The 14,578-nt window shown below is 60.7% G+C and carries 12 protein-coding genes; 7 read left to right on the forward strand and 5 right to left on the reverse strand.

Annotation, left to right across the window (positions count from 1 at the left end; genetic code table 11):
• Positions 1 to 64: 64 nt before the first annotated feature.
• From cysQ to ACR0NJ_RS15650, 7 genes are all read left to right on the forward strand, one after another.
• The gene (cysQ, locus tag ACR0NJ_RS15620; protein WP_480818058.1) at positions 65 to 862 is read left to right on the forward strand and encodes a 3'(2'),5'-bisphosphate nucleotidase CysQ; all 798 of its coding nucleotides are present in this window, start codon (positions 65 to 67) and stop codon (positions 860 to 862) included.
• Positions 862 to 1,662: a 3-deoxy-manno-octulosonate cytidylyltransferase family protein gene (locus ACR0NJ_RS15625; protein ID WP_480818059.1), complete on the forward strand. Its 801-nt coding sequence runs from the start codon at positions 862 to 864 to the stop codon at positions 1,660 to 1,662. Before cysQ ends, ACR0NJ_RS15625 begins: the two co-directional genes overlap by 1 nt.
• A 70-nt stretch (positions 1,663 to 1,732) precedes the next feature.
• Complete coding sequence (gene galE, locus ACR0NJ_RS15630) at positions 1,733 to 2,716, forward strand: UDP-glucose 4-epimerase GalE (protein ID WP_480818060.1); 984 nt, start codon at positions 1,733 to 1,735, stop codon at positions 2,714 to 2,716.
• Positions 2,676 to 3,764 (forward strand): glycosyltransferase family 2 protein, encoded by a 1,089-nt coding sequence (locus ACR0NJ_RS15635; RefSeq protein ID WP_480818061.1) that lies wholly within the window; start codon positions 2,676 to 2,678, stop codon positions 3,762 to 3,764. Before galE ends, ACR0NJ_RS15635 begins: the two co-directional genes overlap by 41 nt.
• A gap of 188 nt (positions 3,765 to 3,952) precedes the next feature.
• The gene (locus ACR0NJ_RS15640; protein ID WP_480818062.1) at positions 3,953 to 4,939 is read left to right on the forward strand and encodes a glycosyltransferase family 2 protein; all 987 of its coding nucleotides are present in this window, start codon (positions 3,953 to 3,955) and stop codon (positions 4,937 to 4,939) included.
• Positions 4,936 to 6,636, forward strand: coding sequence for a DUF5927 domain-containing protein (locus ACR0NJ_RS15645; RefSeq protein WP_480818063.1), 1,701 nt, complete (start codon positions 4,936 to 4,938; stop codon positions 6,634 to 6,636). The genes ACR0NJ_RS15640 and ACR0NJ_RS15645 overlap by 4 nt, the downstream gene beginning before the upstream one ends.
• A 6-nt stretch (positions 6,637 to 6,642) precedes the next feature.
• Entirely contained in the window at positions 6,643 to 8,088 is a 1,446-nt protein-coding gene (locus ACR0NJ_RS15650; protein WP_480818064.1) for a nodulation protein NodH, read from the forward strand.
• Here the strand turns inward: ACR0NJ_RS15650 and ACR0NJ_RS15655 are convergent.
• The 5 genes from ACR0NJ_RS15655 to ACR0NJ_RS15675 all read right to left on the reverse strand — a co-directional run bounded on the left by ACR0NJ_RS15655 (position 8,072) and on the right by ACR0NJ_RS15675 (position 14,481).
• Entirely contained in the window at positions 8,072 to 8,590 is a 519-nt protein-coding gene (locus ACR0NJ_RS15655) for a L,D-transpeptidase family protein (protein ID WP_480818065.1), read from the reverse strand. The two genes, ACR0NJ_RS15650 and ACR0NJ_RS15655, sit on opposite strands and share 17 nt — an antisense overlap.
• Before the next feature lie 56 nt (positions 8,591 to 8,646).
• The gene (locus ACR0NJ_RS15660; protein ID WP_480818066.1) at positions 8,647 to 9,432 is read right to left on the reverse strand and encodes an ion transporter; all 786 of its coding nucleotides are present in this window, start codon (positions 9,430 to 9,432) and stop codon (positions 8,647 to 8,649) included.
• Between the two features lie 21 nt (positions 9,433 to 9,453).
• Positions 9,454 to 10,683 carry a class I SAM-dependent RNA methyltransferase gene (locus ACR0NJ_RS15665; RefSeq protein WP_480818067.1) on the reverse strand — a complete coding sequence of 410 codons (1,230 nt, stop codon included), beginning with the start codon at positions 10,681 to 10,683 and terminating at the stop codon, positions 9,454 to 9,456.
• 130 nt (positions 10,684 to 10,813) lie between these two features.
• A complete protein-coding gene (locus ACR0NJ_RS15670) occupies positions 10,814 to 12,646 on the reverse strand; it encodes an ABC transporter ATP-binding protein (RefSeq protein ID WP_480818068.1) in 1,833 nt (610 codons plus the stop codon).
• Complete coding sequence (locus ACR0NJ_RS15675; protein WP_480818069.1) at positions 12,643 to 14,481, reverse strand: ABC transporter ATP-binding protein; 1,839 nt, start codon at positions 14,479 to 14,481, stop codon at positions 12,643 to 12,645. Before ACR0NJ_RS15675 ends, ACR0NJ_RS15670 begins: the two co-directional genes overlap by 4 nt.
• Positions 14,482 to 14,578: the final 97 nt, after the last annotated feature.

The raw sequence follows: 14,578 nt of genomic DNA on the forward strand, positions 1-14,578 counted from the left end.
TAACCGGCACATCATAAGTCCGTCAGGATTTTGGATCAACAAACCACAGGAACGGAGCTTTTTTGTGACCTACGACGCGCTTATCCCTGTTATCCGGCGTCTGGCCCTGGAAGCAGGCGACAGGATCATGGAGATTTACGAGGCTGATGATTTCGACGTAAAGGTCAAATCCGACGCCAGCCCCGTGACCGAAGCGGATGAGGCCGCCGATGCCCTGATCTCGGCCGGGTTGCGCGACGCCTTTCCCGATATCCTGCTGGTGACCGAGGAACAGGCGGAATCGCATTCAGAAAAAGGCGATACGTTCCTGATTGTTGATCCGCTGGACGGCACCAAGGAATTCATCAACCGGCGTGGCGATTTCACCGTCAATATCGCTCTGGTGGAAAACGGGGTTCCGACCCGCGGTGTGGTTTACGCCCCCGCCAAAGGGCGCATGTTCTACACGCAACCCGACGGGCAATCGGTCGAGGAAACCGGCGCGCTGGACAAGGCGCAGACAGGTGAGTTGACGCCAATATCAGTGTCTATTCCGGACAATTCCGCGCTTCTGATCGTCGCGTCCAAATCGCATCGCGATCAAGCGACCGAAGATTACATCAACAAATATCAGGTAGCTGACAGCAAAAGCGCAGGGTCTTCGCTGAAATTCTGTCTGGTCGCGACGGGTGAGGCTGACCTCTACCCCCGTGTGGGCCGGACGATGGAATGGGACACCGCCGCAGGCCACGCCGTACTGACGGGTGCAGGCGGTCATGTGGTGCGGTTCGACGATCATAGCCCGCTGACCTATGGCAAGGATGCCTATGCAAACCCGTTCTTCATCGCCTACGCTCCGGGTGTTGAGCTGAAGGAGGCCTGATGTCCGTTCTTATCGCGATCCCCGCCCGCTATGCCTCATCCCGCTATCCGGGCAAGCCTTTGGTGCCGCTGACCGGGGCGAATGGTACCGCGATGACGCTGATTGAACGGTCGTGGCGGGCGGCGAAATCGGTCTCGGGCGTGGATAAGGTGGTGGTTGCAACCGACGACGACCGCATCCGCGAGGTCTCCGAGGGGTTTGGCGCCGAGGTGGTTATGACCTCGGACACGTGTTTCAACGGCACCGAACGTTGTGCCGAGACGCAGGAAGTTCTGGGCGGAGGCTACGATATCGTGGTCAACCTGCAGGGCGACGCCCCCCTGACACCGCATTGGTTTGTCGAAGACCTGATCACCGGCCTGCGCGCCGCACCGGATGCGGGCGTTGCCACGCCGGTGCTGCGCTGTGACGGCGCGGCTCTGAACGGGTTGCTGAACGACCGCAAACACGGGCGGGTAGGCGGGACAACCGCTGTGTTCGCTGCCGACCATAGTGCGATGTATTTCTCGAAAGAGGTCGTGCCCTACACCGCGCAGACCTATGCAGATGACGAACCGACGCCTGTGTTCCACCATGTCGGCGTCTATGCCTATCGGCCCGACGCGCTGGCCGCCTATCCCACATGGTCCACCGGCCCGCTGGAACAGCTTGAGGGGCTGGAGCAACTGCGCTTCATGGAAAACGGTCGCACCGTTCTGTGCGTCGAGGTCGAGGCCAAAGGCCGCCAGTTCTGGGAATTGAACAACCCCCAGGACGTGCCCAAGATCGAGGCGATGATGGCCGCGATGGGGTTGGATTGATCCGTTTTCCCGGTGGCGCTGAGCGCCCAAACCCCCTACATACGCCGGGATTCTTGACGGTGAGCAAATCATGACGAACATTCTTGTAACCGGCGGTGCGGGCTATATCGGATCGCATGCCTGCAAGGCTCTGGCGCAGGCGGGCTACACGCCGGTAACCTTCGACAATCTGGTTACCGGCTGGCAGGACGCGGTGAAATTCGGCCCCTTCGCGCAGGGCGATCTGCTGGACCGAGCGCGTCTGGACGAGGTGTTTGCCGAATACCAGCCCGCCGCCGTCATGCATTTCGCTGCCCTCAGCCAGGTGGGCGAGGCGATGCGCGAGCCGGGGCGCTACTGGTCGAACAATGTCACCGGCTCGCTGAACCTGATCGAGGCGGCGGTGGCGGCAGGTTGTCTGAACTTCGTGTTCTCCTCGACCTGCGCGACCTATGGCGATCAGGACAATGTGGTACTGGACGAAACCGCCGCGCAACACCCGCTGAACGCCTATGGCGCTTCAAAACGTGCCATCGAAGACATCCTGCGGGATTTCGAAGCCTCCCACGGCCTGCGCAGCGTGATCTTTCGCTACTTCAACGTGGCCGGAGCGGACCCGGATGGCGAGGTGGGCGAGTTCCACCGCCCCGAAACCCATCTGGTGCCGCTGATGCTCGACGCCATCGACGGCAAGCGCGACGGGCTGACCGTGTTCGGCACCGATTACGACACGCCCGACGGCACCTGCATTCGCGATTACGTCCATGTCTGCGATCTGGTCGATGCCCATGTACTGGGGCTGAACTGGCTGGAACAGGACAAGGGCAGCCGGGTGTTCAACCTTGGCACCGGCTCGGGTTTTTCGGTGCTGGAAGTGATCGAACAATCGCGCAGCGTCACCAATCGCCCCGTGCCCTATTCGGTCGGGCCGCGCCGGGCGGGCGATTGCACCAAGCTTGTCTCGGGCTCAGTACGGGCCGAGGCCGAACTGGGCTGGACGCCAAAACGGTCAACGTTAGAGACGATGATCGGCGATGCCTGGCGCTGGCATCAGAACGGCCACTACGACAAGTGAGGGGTCTGTGACCAGCGCGGCCCAGACACTGCCGCCCATAAGCTGGGCGCAGAGCTATCGGTTGCGGTGGAAACGGCGCAGGCTGTTGTGGCACTCCTTCCGAAGCCGCCGCGACTTGACCAGCCTGAGCGACCGCACCAACCGGATCGGCCCCGGCGACATTCTGGCCTTTACCGCCCTGCGCAACGAAATCACCCGCCTGCCGTGGTTCCTGCATCACTACCGCCGCCTTGGGGTGAACCACTTTCTGTTCGTGGACAATGGCAGCGACGATGGCAGTACCGAGTATCTGTTGCGGCAACCGGATGTCTCGGTCTGGCAGACCCAAGCAAGCTACCGCGAAGCGCGCTATGGGATGCTGTGGCTGACCTGGCTGCAAATGCGCTACGGCCACGGGCACTGGACCTTGATGGTCGACGCTGATGAGTTGCTGATCTATGCCCATCACGAGGCGCGATCCCTGCACGACCTGACCGCATGGTTGGACGACACAGGCCGGACCACCTTTGGCGCTTTGATGCTGGACCTTTATCCCAAGGGCCCGCTGGGCACGCAAAGCTATGATCCCGAAACCGACCCGACCGAGTTGGTCAATTGGTTCGACCCCGGCCCCTACCGGGCCGTGCGGCAAAGCCCGATGGGCAATCTGTGGCTGCAGGGCGGCGCGCGCGAGCGGGTTTTCTTTGCCGACACACCGCGCAAATCGCCGACGCTGAACAAAATCCCCCTGATCCGATGGTCGCGCCGGTATGCTTACGTCATTTCCAGCCATTCCATCCTGCCCCGGCACCTGAACGCGGGCTATGACGGGCCAGACGGTCAGACCCCCTCGGGCATTTTGCTGCACACCAAGTTCCTGCCCGAAATCATCGAAAAATCCCGGATCGAGAAACAAAGGCGGCAGCATTTTCACGATCCGGACCAGTTTGCAGGCTATTACGACGACATTGTTAATCAGCCCGACATGTGGACTTCACACTCGGTCAAATACACCGATTGGGAACAGATGCAGGCTCTGGGTCTGATGAATTCCGGCGGATTTGCCTGAACGGGCCCGGGACGTCGGCTAAAAACCACTAGGGGGAACTAACGGGTTTTAAACTCATTGCCTCGAAACATGCAAAAATGTCATAACACGGCAATTGCCCGGCACCACTCTGGCCTGAACCAGCCCCGGGCATGCTCGCGTAGGAGTATAGGTTTGGCAGTCGCGTGAGCCTGTTGGAATCATACCGAATGAGGTTGCGGCGCAAGCGCCGTCTGGTGCGTTGTCTGCGCAAACGGCGGCAATTGAAGCCGGTCAGCAACAACACGCAGACCATCCGCCGCGACGATGTCCTGCTGATGAGCGTGGTGCGCAACGAAAAAATCCGCCTGCCGTTCTTTCTGGACTACTACCGCACGCTGGGCATCAATCACTTTCTGTTCGTCGACAATGACAGTGACGACGGCACGGCCGCGTTTCTGGAAGCACAGCCGGATGTTTCGGTCTGGCAAACCAAGACCAGCTATAAAAAAGCGGGCTACGGGCTGGACTGGTCCAACTACCTACTGCGGAAATATGCGCATAAACACTGGGTTCTGACCGTCGACCCGGACGAATTCTTTGTCTACCCGTTCTGCGACACCCGCCCCATCCGCGCGCTGACCGACTGGCTGGATATGACCGGTGTGCGCAGTTTCGGCACCATGCTGATCGACATGTATCCCGAAGGCCCGGTGGACGCAGACCCCTACCGCGAAGGCCAGAACCCGTTCGAGGCCGCAAACTGGTTCGATGCGGGCAATTACGTGATCAGCAAGAACCCCGATTACCGGAACCTTTGGATTCAAGGTGGCCCACGCGCGCGGGTGTTCTTTCGCGACAACCCGTCAAAAGCGCCCGCGCTGAACAAGATCCCGCTGGTGAAATGGGACCGGCGCTATGTCTATGTCAGCTCCACCCATGCGCTGCTGCCGCGCGGGTTGAATCAGGTCTATGACGAATGGGGCGGCGAAAAGATCAGCGGCGCGCTGCTGCACGCCAAGCTGATCAGCACGCTGGGCGACAAGGCGCGCGAGGAATTGCAGCGCGGCCAGCATTTCAGCAGTTCATCGGAATACCGCGCCTATGCCACGCAGTTGCAGGACAGCCCGGTCTTTCACTGCGACTGGTCGGAGCGCTACATCAATTGGCGGCAGTTAGAAATTCTGGGCCTCATGTCGAAAGGAAACTGGGCATGAGCAGCTTGGGCATCGTCATGCTGGTGCATACAGCGCTGGACCGGGCCGAGCAGGTGGCGCGGCACTGGGCGGCCTCGGGCTGTCCGGTGGTGGTCCATGTAGACGGTAAAGTGTCTAATAGTGCTTATTCCGCGTTCGTCGAAGCGTGTTCCGACAATCCGCTGATCCTGTTCTCGGACCGGCACACCTGCGAATGGGGCGGTTGGGGCATCGTTGCCGCCTCGCAATCTGCATCTGCGATGATGCTCGATCGGTTCCCGGACGTGCGCCATGTGTTTTTGTCCTCGGGCGCGTGCCTGCCCCTGCGCCCGGTGCAGGAGTTGGTCGACTACCTCTCCGAACGCCCCCGTGTCGATTTTATCGAAAGCGCGACGACGGCGGATGTCAGCTGGACAATCGGCGGGTTGGATCAAGAACGCTTCACCCTGCGGTTTCCGTTTTATTGGCGCAGGCAGCGCAAGCTGTTCGACGCCTATGTCAAATTGCAGCGCGCGCTGGGCATGCGGCGGCAAATCCCCGAGGGGTTGGTGCCGCATATGGGCAGCCAGTGGTGGTGCCTGACCCGCCAGACCCTGTCTGCGATCCTGCAGGACCCCAAGCGCAAGCTCTATGACCGCTATTTCCGCCGGGTCTGGATACCCGACGAAAGCTATTTCCAGACGCTGGCGCGGCTTTATTCCACGCATATCGAAAGCCGTTCGCTGACCCTGTCCAAGTTCGACCACGAAGGCCGCCCGCACATCTTCTACGACGATCACCTGCAATTGCTACGCCGGTCCGATTGCTTTGTCGCCCGCAAAATCTGGTGGCGGGCCGAGCGGTTGTATCAGGCCTTTCTGACCGATCAGACCTGCGCAATGAAACCTGCGGAACCCAACCCCGGCAAGATCGACCGCGTCTTCGCCAAGGCGGTCGAACGGCGCAGACGCGGGCGCGACGGGCTGTATATGCAGGGCCGCTTTCCGCGGCACGGGTCGGAAAACGGCCTGACCTCATCGCCCTATTCGGTGTTTCAGGGCTTCACCGAACTGTTTGAAGATTTTCAGCCGTGGCTGACCGCCGCCACCGGAACCCGCGTGCACGGGCATCTGTTTGGCCCCGATCGGGCCGAGTTCGCCAACGGGGAAACTATCACCCATGGTGCGCTCAGCAACTGCGCGACCTTGCGCGACTACAACCCGACGGCATTTTTGTCGAACCTGATCTGGAACACGCGGGGCGAGCGGCAGTGCTTTCAATTCGGCCCGACCGACACGCAGGAGATCAACTGGTTCCTGGCCCGCGACAAGAACGCCCAGATCTCGGTCATCACCGGGGCCTGGGCCATTCCTCTGTTCCGCTCGAACATGAATTTCGCCGACATCCGGACCGAGGCCGCCCGACTGCAGCAGATCGAGACCAAACAGCTTGAGGTTCTGACCTCGGTCTGGACCAAGGCGCGGATGCGGCGCTGGTCGCTGGTAGAGTTCATCGAATCCCCGATGGAACTGCTGCACACGATCATTGAAGAGATCGGAACGCCGCACCCGCCGCATCTGATCGAAACCCCGAAAATGGTCGATCTGTCGGGCTTTGGGAAATTCCTGCAGAACCTTAAGAATCAGGGGATGCACCCGCAATTGATGGGCGATTTCCCGGTGGATGACGTGTTCGGCACCCAGACCAGACCTTATCGCAAACCCTATCTGGTGCAATAACCGCCCATGACCGCCAAGTTTGACTATTTCATCATTCTGGCCGCCATGCGCACCGGCTCGAACCTGCTCGAGGCCAATCTGAACGCGCTGGACGGCGTGACCGGTCATGGCGAGGCGTTCAACCCGCATTTCATCGGCAAGGTAAAATCGCAGGATCTGCTGGGCGTCACGCTGGACGACCGCGACGAAGATCCCGCCCGGCTGATCCAGGCCATTCGTACGGCACCCGGCGCGCTGAACGGGTTTCGCTATTTCCACGATCATGACCAGCGCGTTCTGGACATGGCGCTGGACGATCCGCGCTGCGCCAAGATCATCCTGACCCGCAATCCGCTGGACAGCTACCTGTCGCTGAAAATCGCGCGCGAGACAAAGCAGTGGCAGTTAAAGAACATCAAACGCCGCCTCGACGCCAAGGTCGCATTTCTGGCCGATGAATTCGCGGAGTATCTGGATCAGCAGCAACGCTATCAGCAGATGTTGCAGCACCGGCTTCAAACCTCGGGGCAGGTGGCGTTTTGCCTGAGTTATGATGATTTGAGTCAGCTGGACGTTCTGAACGGCCTCGCCGCCTGGCTGGGGGTCGGGGCGCGGCTGGATCGTCTGGACGACACGCTGAAACCGCAAAACCCCGGCACCGCGCAGGACAAAGTCACCAACCCCGAGGAGATGGAGCAGGCCCTGTCTCAGCTCGACAGGTTTTCCCTGCACCACGCCCCGGATTTCGAGCCCCGGCGCGGGCATGCGGTGGTGTTTTACGTCGCCGCACCGAAAACGCCGCTGATGTATCTGCCCATCCGCAGCGGGATCGAACCTGCGATTACCGATTGGCTGGCAAAGCTGGACGGGGTCAAACCCGAGGGGCTGCTGACCGATCGCAACCGCAAACAGACGCGGAGCTGGATGTCCTCGCATCCCGGCCATCGCAAGTTCACGGTCCTGCGTCACCCGCTGGCCCGCGCGCATACCGCCTTTTGCACGCGCATTCTGAACAAGGACCCCGGCAGCTATCAGATCATCCGCAACACGCTGCGCAACAAATTCAAGCTTCCAATCCCCGGTCAGATACGCGACCACAACTATTCGCTCGATCAGCACCGCGAGGCCTTCGCCGCCTTTCTGCGGTTTCTGCGCCACAACCTGAACGGCCAGACCCCGATCCGGGTGGACGGGACATGGTGCAGCCAGTCCCGCGTGCTTGAGGGGATGTCGGGCTTTGCCCTGCCCGACCTGATTTTGCGGGAAGAAGAAATTTCCACAGCCCTGCCCGATCTGGCCCGCAGTTTGGGGCACACTAAATCGCCGACCGTGGAAAGCTGCGCACCAGAAACGCCCTATACGCTCGACCAGATATACGACGCACAGCTTGAGGCGCTGGCGGCCGAAACCTACCAGCAGGACTATGTGCAATTCGGCTTTGACGCGTGGAAACCGCTTACGGGCGCAGGGTGATCACGGTGCCTTCGTTGACCATCGCGTAGATCTCTTCGATCTCTTCGTTCTTCACCGCGATGCAACCCGCCGTCCAGTCGGGGGTTTTCTTCGCGCGCTTGAACTCGGATCGCAGATTAGGCTGTCCGTGGATAAAGATATCACCACCCGGATCGACCCCGGCGGCCTTGGCCTGCGCCCGGTCGGCAGAGTTCGGGTAGGAAATCCCCAGCGACAGATGATAACGGCTGCGCGGGTTGCGGCGGTCGATCAGATAAGTGCCCTCGGGCGTGCGACCGTCACCTTTCTTGGTCTTGGTGCCACCTGGCGCAAAGCCCAGATCCACCTCGTATTCCTTCAAAATCTTATCGTTATGCAAAAGGTACAGCTTGCGCGCACCCTTGTTGACCACCAATGAGGTCACTTCCGGCCCATCATAAGTAAGAAATCTAGGGTTAGCTGAGGCACAAGCCGAAAGGCTCAGCGTAGCCATCGCACCCAATCCAAATGCTCGACGATCCATGTTTCACTGCCTGCTGTTTTTTTTCAGCATTATGCCAAAATTCCTGAAAACTGAAATCACTTTTTGCTGTTTGCCTGCTCAATCAGGCGGCGTTCGATGTTTTCCAACCGCTCCAGCACCTCATCCCGGTAAGCGTCGGTTTTCACTTCGTCTTCGGCGTGATGCGCATCCTGCATCGAATTCACGATCAAACCCACCAGCAGGTTCACCACCGCGAACGTGGTAACCATGATGAAGGGCACGAAGAACAGCCAGGCATAGGGATACACCTCCATTACAGGGCGGACGATGCCCATGGACCAGCTTTCCAGCGTCATGATCTGGAACAGCGTATAGGCCGACAGGCCCAGATCGCCGAACCAGTCGGGGAAGGAATATGAGAACAGCTTGGTCGAAATCACCGCGCCGATATAGAACAGGATCGCCATCAACAGGAACACGCTGGCCATGCCGGGCAAGGCCGAGATGAAGCCTTCGACCACCCGGCGCAGGCGCGGAGCGACCGAGATGACGCGCAGGACCCGCAGAATCCGCAGCGCCCGCAGCACCGACAGGCTGCCTGCGCTGGGCACAAGAGCGATGCCGACGATCAGAAAATCAAAGATATTCCAACCGCTTGTGAAAAACCGACGACCCGTGGCGATCAGTTTCATCGCAATCTCGGCCACAAAGATGGCAAGGCACAGCTTGTCCAGGATCACGATCACAGGGCCAGCCGCCTCCATCAGGGTGGGTGAGGTCTCCATCCCCAGCAGGATCGCATTAAAGATGATAACGCCGGTGATGAACCGCCCGAAGGCGGGCGCTTCGATAATGGACAGCAAACGCTGCTTGAACCCCATGTCTGCCTCTTTCCTGTCTGCTCAAGTTGCGGGGTTCAGCACAAACCGCGCGGCAAGTTCCGTATGTGACGACCATCGAAATTGGTCAACGACCTGTACCCATTCAAGGGTGTAGCCCGCGTTAACCAACGTTTTAGCATCCCGTGCGAACGTGACCGGGTTGCACGAGACATAAGCGATCACCGGGCGTTTGGCCTGTGCCAGTTCCGCCACCTGCGCCTCGGCCCCGGCTCGGGGCGGGTCCAGTACGACCGCATCAAAGGTTTTCAGTTCATCCGGCATCAGCGGTCGGCGAAACAGGTCGCGCGCCTCGCTGGTGACGCGTTTCAGGCGCCGCGCGCGGCGCCAGCCCTGATCCAGCGCTTGCGTCATCGCAGCCTCGCCTTCGACCGCGTGGATTTCAGCGGATTGTGCCAGCGGTAGCGAGAAGGTACCGCTGCCCGCAAACAGATCGACGATGCGCTTCGCGCCTTCGGTTGCCTCGGAAACCGCCTGTGTTAGAGCCTGTTCACCATCTTTCGTCGCCTGCAGAAAGGCCCCCGGCGGCGGCGTCACTTCGGCGCTTCCGAACCGCTGCACGGGCGGATGGCGCATGGCGATCACCTCACCGTCCCAACTGAGCCGCGCCAGCCCGTGTTTTTCGGTCGCCTGCGCCAGTGCCAGTTCCAGCGGGCCATCCAGCGGCTTGCCGCCTTTGACCGCCACGTCCAAACCGGATTCGGACAGGGTCAGGGTCACGGCCAGCACACCTTTACGGCTGCCGCCCAACACTGCCAGTGCTTCGGCCACGGGAATGGCAGCGATCAGGGCCGGGTCCAGCAGGTGGCATTCGGGGATTTCGGTGATGGTATCCGAGGCGCGGCCATGGAATCCGGCAAGTGTCCCCTTTTTCGTCCGCCTGACCGCAATGGTCGCACGGCGGCGGGATCGTTCGGGTGAAGTATGGATGGGCCGCATCGGGGCATCGAGCCCCTGCGCGGTCAGCGCGTTGCGCACCACCGCCACCTTCCAATCGGCCACAAACGCGTCCGAGGCGTGCTGCAACTGGCACCCCCCGCAAGCCTTGTAGTGGCGGCAGGGCGTTTTCACCCGCTGATCCGAGGGCGTTTCAATGCGGATATCGGTCAGAACCTGCCCGTCGAGCACGCCGCTGACCTCCTCACCCGGCAAGGTGCGCGGGGCGTGGACCGGGCCGTCGGCAATGCCGTCGCCCTGATGCCCTAAACGGTTAATGGTGAAGTTCTGCCTCATGACCGGCCTGATAGCCGGGCTTTGCGGACAAAAAAACCCCTTTGGGTCTTTTGCATTTGTATTGGATCGACATACGCTGCCTCTCCCTTCGGTCGAACGCGCATTTCGATGCTTGATTCGTCAGAAGCCCTTATTCGGCAGCTTCCGCCTGAATGAAGCCGCCAGACTGGCGATGCCAGAACCGGGCGTAAAGCCCTCCTTGTTCCAACAGCGCCTCATGCGTTCCGCTCTCCACGATGCGCCCGTGGTCCAGAACGACGATCCGGTCCATTTCGCTGAGCGTCGACAGGCGATGGGCGATTGCCAGAACCGTTTTGCCCTGCATCACCCGATGCAGAGCGGTCTGGATCGACGCCTCAACCTCGGAATCCAGCGCCGAGGTTGCCTCATCCAGCACCAGAATCGGTGCGTCCTTCAGAATGGCGCGGGCCAGTGCGATGCGTTGCCGCTGACCGCCGGAGAGTTTCACGCCCCGTTCGCCCAGATGGGCATCATAGCCCGTGCGCCCATGCGCATCCTTCAGGCCCAGAATGAACTCATGCGCCTCAGCCTTGTGCGCCGCTTCGATCAGGTCTGCCTCGGTCGCGTCGGGGCGGCCATAGAGGATATTCTCGCGCGCAGAGCGATTGAACATCGCGGTTTCCTGCGTGACCATACCGATCTGACGGCGCAGACTGTCCTGCGTGACCTGCGAGACATCCTGCCCGTCAATGCGGATTGCACCTTTTTCACCGTCATAGAGCCTGAGCAACAGTGAAACGAGGGTGGATTTCCCGGCCCCCGACGCGCCGACGATGCCCAGTTTCTCACCGGGCTGCACCATCAGATTCAGGTCCGTTACACCGCCGATATCGCGGCCGTAAGCAAAACTAACCGCATCGAAAGCGATACTGCCTTCGGTCACTGCCAACTCAGCGGCCTGCGCCAGATCCTCGACCCGGTCGCGCTTGGCCAGGGTTTTCATGCCGTTCTCGATCTCGCCCACATTCGCATAAAGGCCCATGAGCGTGAAACTGACCCAACCGGTCATCTGCGCGATCCGGATCGAGATCGCGCCTGCCGCAACGATATCCCCGGGCGTCGCCATGCCGAACTGCCACAGCCACAGCGTCGCCCCCAGCAGCAGCACCGGCAGAATGCCTGCCAGCGTCATCAGGATGAACCGGAAGCTGGCCGAGAGCCGCCCGAAATCCAAAGACTTCTCACGCAGATCGACCATCGCGTTCCGCGCCGCCTGATCCTCGAATTCGGCATGGGCAAACAGCTTTACCGTTTTGATGTTGGTGATCGTGTCCACCACCTGCCCCGACACCATCGCCCGCGCCCCGGCCCGCGCCGCCGAGCGCACGCGAATGCGCGGCAGATACCAGCGCACCAGCAGGAAGTAGACCACAAGCCAGGCGACAAAGGGCAGCATCACCAGCGGATGAATAGACCCTAACAAAAGCAAAGAGCCCATCAATGAGGCCAGCGCAAAGACAATCGCACTGATCGTTTCCGACACCACCGAGGCCATCGCGTTCGAGGTCTGCATCTGCTTCTGCGCAATGCGACCGGCAAAATCGTCGTCGAAATAGGTGACGGATTGGCCCAGCGTCCAGCGGTTCAGCTTGGCGAGAACCAGCGGCGTGATGTTGGGCATGACGATGTAATTGTTTGACAGCGCGGACAGCCCGAAGAAGACCGGGCGCAGCAGCATGAAGAACGCCACCGCACCGAATATGAGCCACAGGTTTTCCGCTCTCAGGAAATCTTCCGGTCCGCTGGCGGTTGCGACATCGATGACGCGACCCAGAATCCAAGCGGTTCCGGCCTCCATCGTGCCGGCGAAGGCCGAAAAGAACGCAGCCACGAACAGCATGGGCCATGCCCCGGACAGGCTCCAGCGAATGAACGCCCCCAGCATTTGCGGCGGGGGCGTTTCAATGTCCTTGAACGGGTTGATGAGGTCGGCGATCCTCATTCAGCGGCCTCCGGGTTCATGAAGCCCCCAGATTGCCGCGCCCAGAACTGCGCGTAAAGGCCGCCCTGCGCCAGCAGATCAGCATGGGTACCCTCTTCGACGATCCGGCCCGCATCCATCACCAGAATGCGGTCCATCTGGGCAATGGTGCTCAGCCGGTGGGCAATGGCGATCACGGTTTTACCCTGCATCATACCGTAGAGGGTCTCCTGAATGGATGCTTCGACCTCGGAATCTAGGGCGGATGTCGCCTCGTCCAACAGCAGGATCGGCGCGTCTTTCAGGATTACCCGGGCCAGCGTCACCCGCTGCCGCTGACCGCCGGACAGTTTCACGCCGCGTTCACCCACATGCGCGTCATAGCCGGTGCGCCCTTGCGGGTCCTGCAGGTCAAGGATGAATTCATGCGCCTCGGCCTGTTTTGCGGCGGCAATCATTTGCGCCTCGGTCGCGTTAGGACGACCATAGAGGATGTTGTCGCGGACCGAGCGGTGCAGCAAGGCGCTGTCCTGCTGCACCATGCCGATATGGCTGCGCAGGCTGTCCTGCGTCACGTGCGCAATGTTCTGATCGTCGATCAGGATCGCACCGCGTTCGACATCGTAAAACCGCAAAAGCAGCTTCACCAGGGTCGATTTCCCGGCCCCGGACCGCCCGATCAGGCCGATCTTTTCACCCGGTTGGATGGTCATATTGACGTGATCCAGCCCGCCAGTTGTGCGACCGTAGTGGTGCGACAGGTCGCGCACCTGAATCTCACCTTTGGTCAGGTTCAGCGGTTTCGCGCCAGACACATCTAGCAGATCGATGGGCTGGGCAATCGTTTCCATCCCTTCCGAGACGATCCCCAATTCACGGAAGAAACTGGTCAGCGCCCACATGATCCAGCCGGTCATGGCGTTCAACCGCAGGGTCAGGGCGGTTGCCGCCGCGACCACACCGACCGAGGCGCTGCCCTGCATCCACAGCGAAATCGCCCAACCCACAACACCCACGATCAGCAGACCGTTCAGCGCAACCAGCACGGCATCCATGATGGTGAAGATTCGCATCTCGATCTGAAAAGTGCGACGGGTTTCCTCGATCGCTTCGCGCGCATAGTCCAGTTCCTGCGTGTCATGGGCGAACATCTTGACCGAGTGGATGTTGGTATAGCTGTCCACCACCCGCCCGGTCACGGTCGACCGCGCGTCCGAGGCCGCCTTGGACGCAGGCCCGACCCGCCGCACCGTCCAGCGCACCAGCAGGGCGTAGAAGACAAACCAGATCAGCAGCGGGATCAGCAGGCGCGGATCAGCGGCATAGAGCAGGATCGCGGCGCCGATCATGTACGCGAGCGAGAAGGAAATGGCGTCAAAGACCTGAAACACCACCTCCCCCGCCGCGGGCGGGGTCTGCATGATGCGGTTGGCGATGCGCCCGGCGAAATCGTTCTCGAACCAGCCGACCGACTGGCGCAGGACGTGTTTATGCGCACGCCAACGGATCAGCGTGCCGAAATTCGGCAGGATCGTGTTGTTCAACAGCAGAACATCGACCAGATGCAGCAGGGGCCGCAGAAACAGAACAAATGCAGCCATCAGCAGCAACTCGGTCCCGTGCTCCTGCCAGACCTCGGACGGAGACCCGCCCAGCAAGTCGACAACACGGCCCATATAATAGATCAGCCCGATCTCGACCCCCGCCACGATGACCGAGATCAGCCCCGCCCAGAAGAACACCCGGAAAAACGGGCGCGAGTAGTCCAGCATGAACGGCCACAACCGCGTCGGCGGCCTGTCGGATTCCGTATAAGCAACAAAAGGGTCAACAAGGTTTTCGAAATAGCGAAACATGGAGGGTGCTCCGATTGAGCGGGTAAATAAGGACGTGCGAAGAAAGATGGCGCCAGAACACCACCCCTACGGGTCGAGCGTTCCGGCTTTAGCCGAA

The organism is Ruegeria sp. F11 (genome assembly GCF_056533855.1).

Bases quoted from the DNA above. Each gene is read 5' to 3' on its own strand.
- ACR0NJ_RS15670 (WP_480818068.1), bottom strand. From the start codon at position 12,646: ATGAGGATCGCCGACCTCATCAACCCGTTCAAGGACATTGAAACGCCC.
- ACR0NJ_RS15660 (WP_480818066.1), bottom strand. From the start codon at position 9,432: ATGGGGTTCAAGCAGCGTTTGCTGTCCATTATCGAAGCGCCCGCCTTC.
- ACR0NJ_RS15645 (WP_480818063.1), top strand. From the start codon at position 4,936: ATGAGCAGCTTGGGCATCGTCATGCTGGTGCATACAGCGCTGGACCGG.
- ACR0NJ_RS15625 (WP_480818059.1), top strand. From the start codon at position 862: ATGTCCGTTCTTATCGCGATCCCCGCCCGCTATGCCTCATCCCGCTAT.
- ACR0NJ_RS15655 (WP_480818065.1), bottom strand. From the start codon at position 8,590: ATGGATCGTCGAGCATTTGGATTGGGTGCGATGGCTACGCTGAGCCTT.
- ACR0NJ_RS15640 (WP_480818062.1), top strand. From the start codon at position 3,953: ATGAGGTTGCGGCGCAAGCGCCGTCTGGTGCGTTGTCTGCGCAAACGG.
- ACR0NJ_RS15635 (WP_480818061.1), top strand. From the start codon at position 2,676: ATGCCTGGCGCTGGCATCAGAACGGCCACTACGACAAGTGAGGGGTCT.
- galE (WP_480818060.1), top strand. From the start codon at position 1,733: ATGACGAACATTCTTGTAACCGGCGGTGCGGGCTATATCGGATCGCAT.
- ACR0NJ_RS15650 (WP_480818064.1), top strand. From the start codon at position 6,643: ATGACCGCCAAGTTTGACTATTTCATCATTCTGGCCGCCATGCGCACC.
- ACR0NJ_RS15665 (WP_480818067.1), bottom strand. From the start codon at position 10,683: ATGAGGCAGAACTTCACCATTAACCGTTTAGGGCATCAGGGCGACGGC.
- ACR0NJ_RS15675 (WP_480818069.1), bottom strand. From the start codon at position 14,481: ATGTTTCGCTATTTCGAAAACCTTGTTGACCCTTTTGTTGCTTATACG.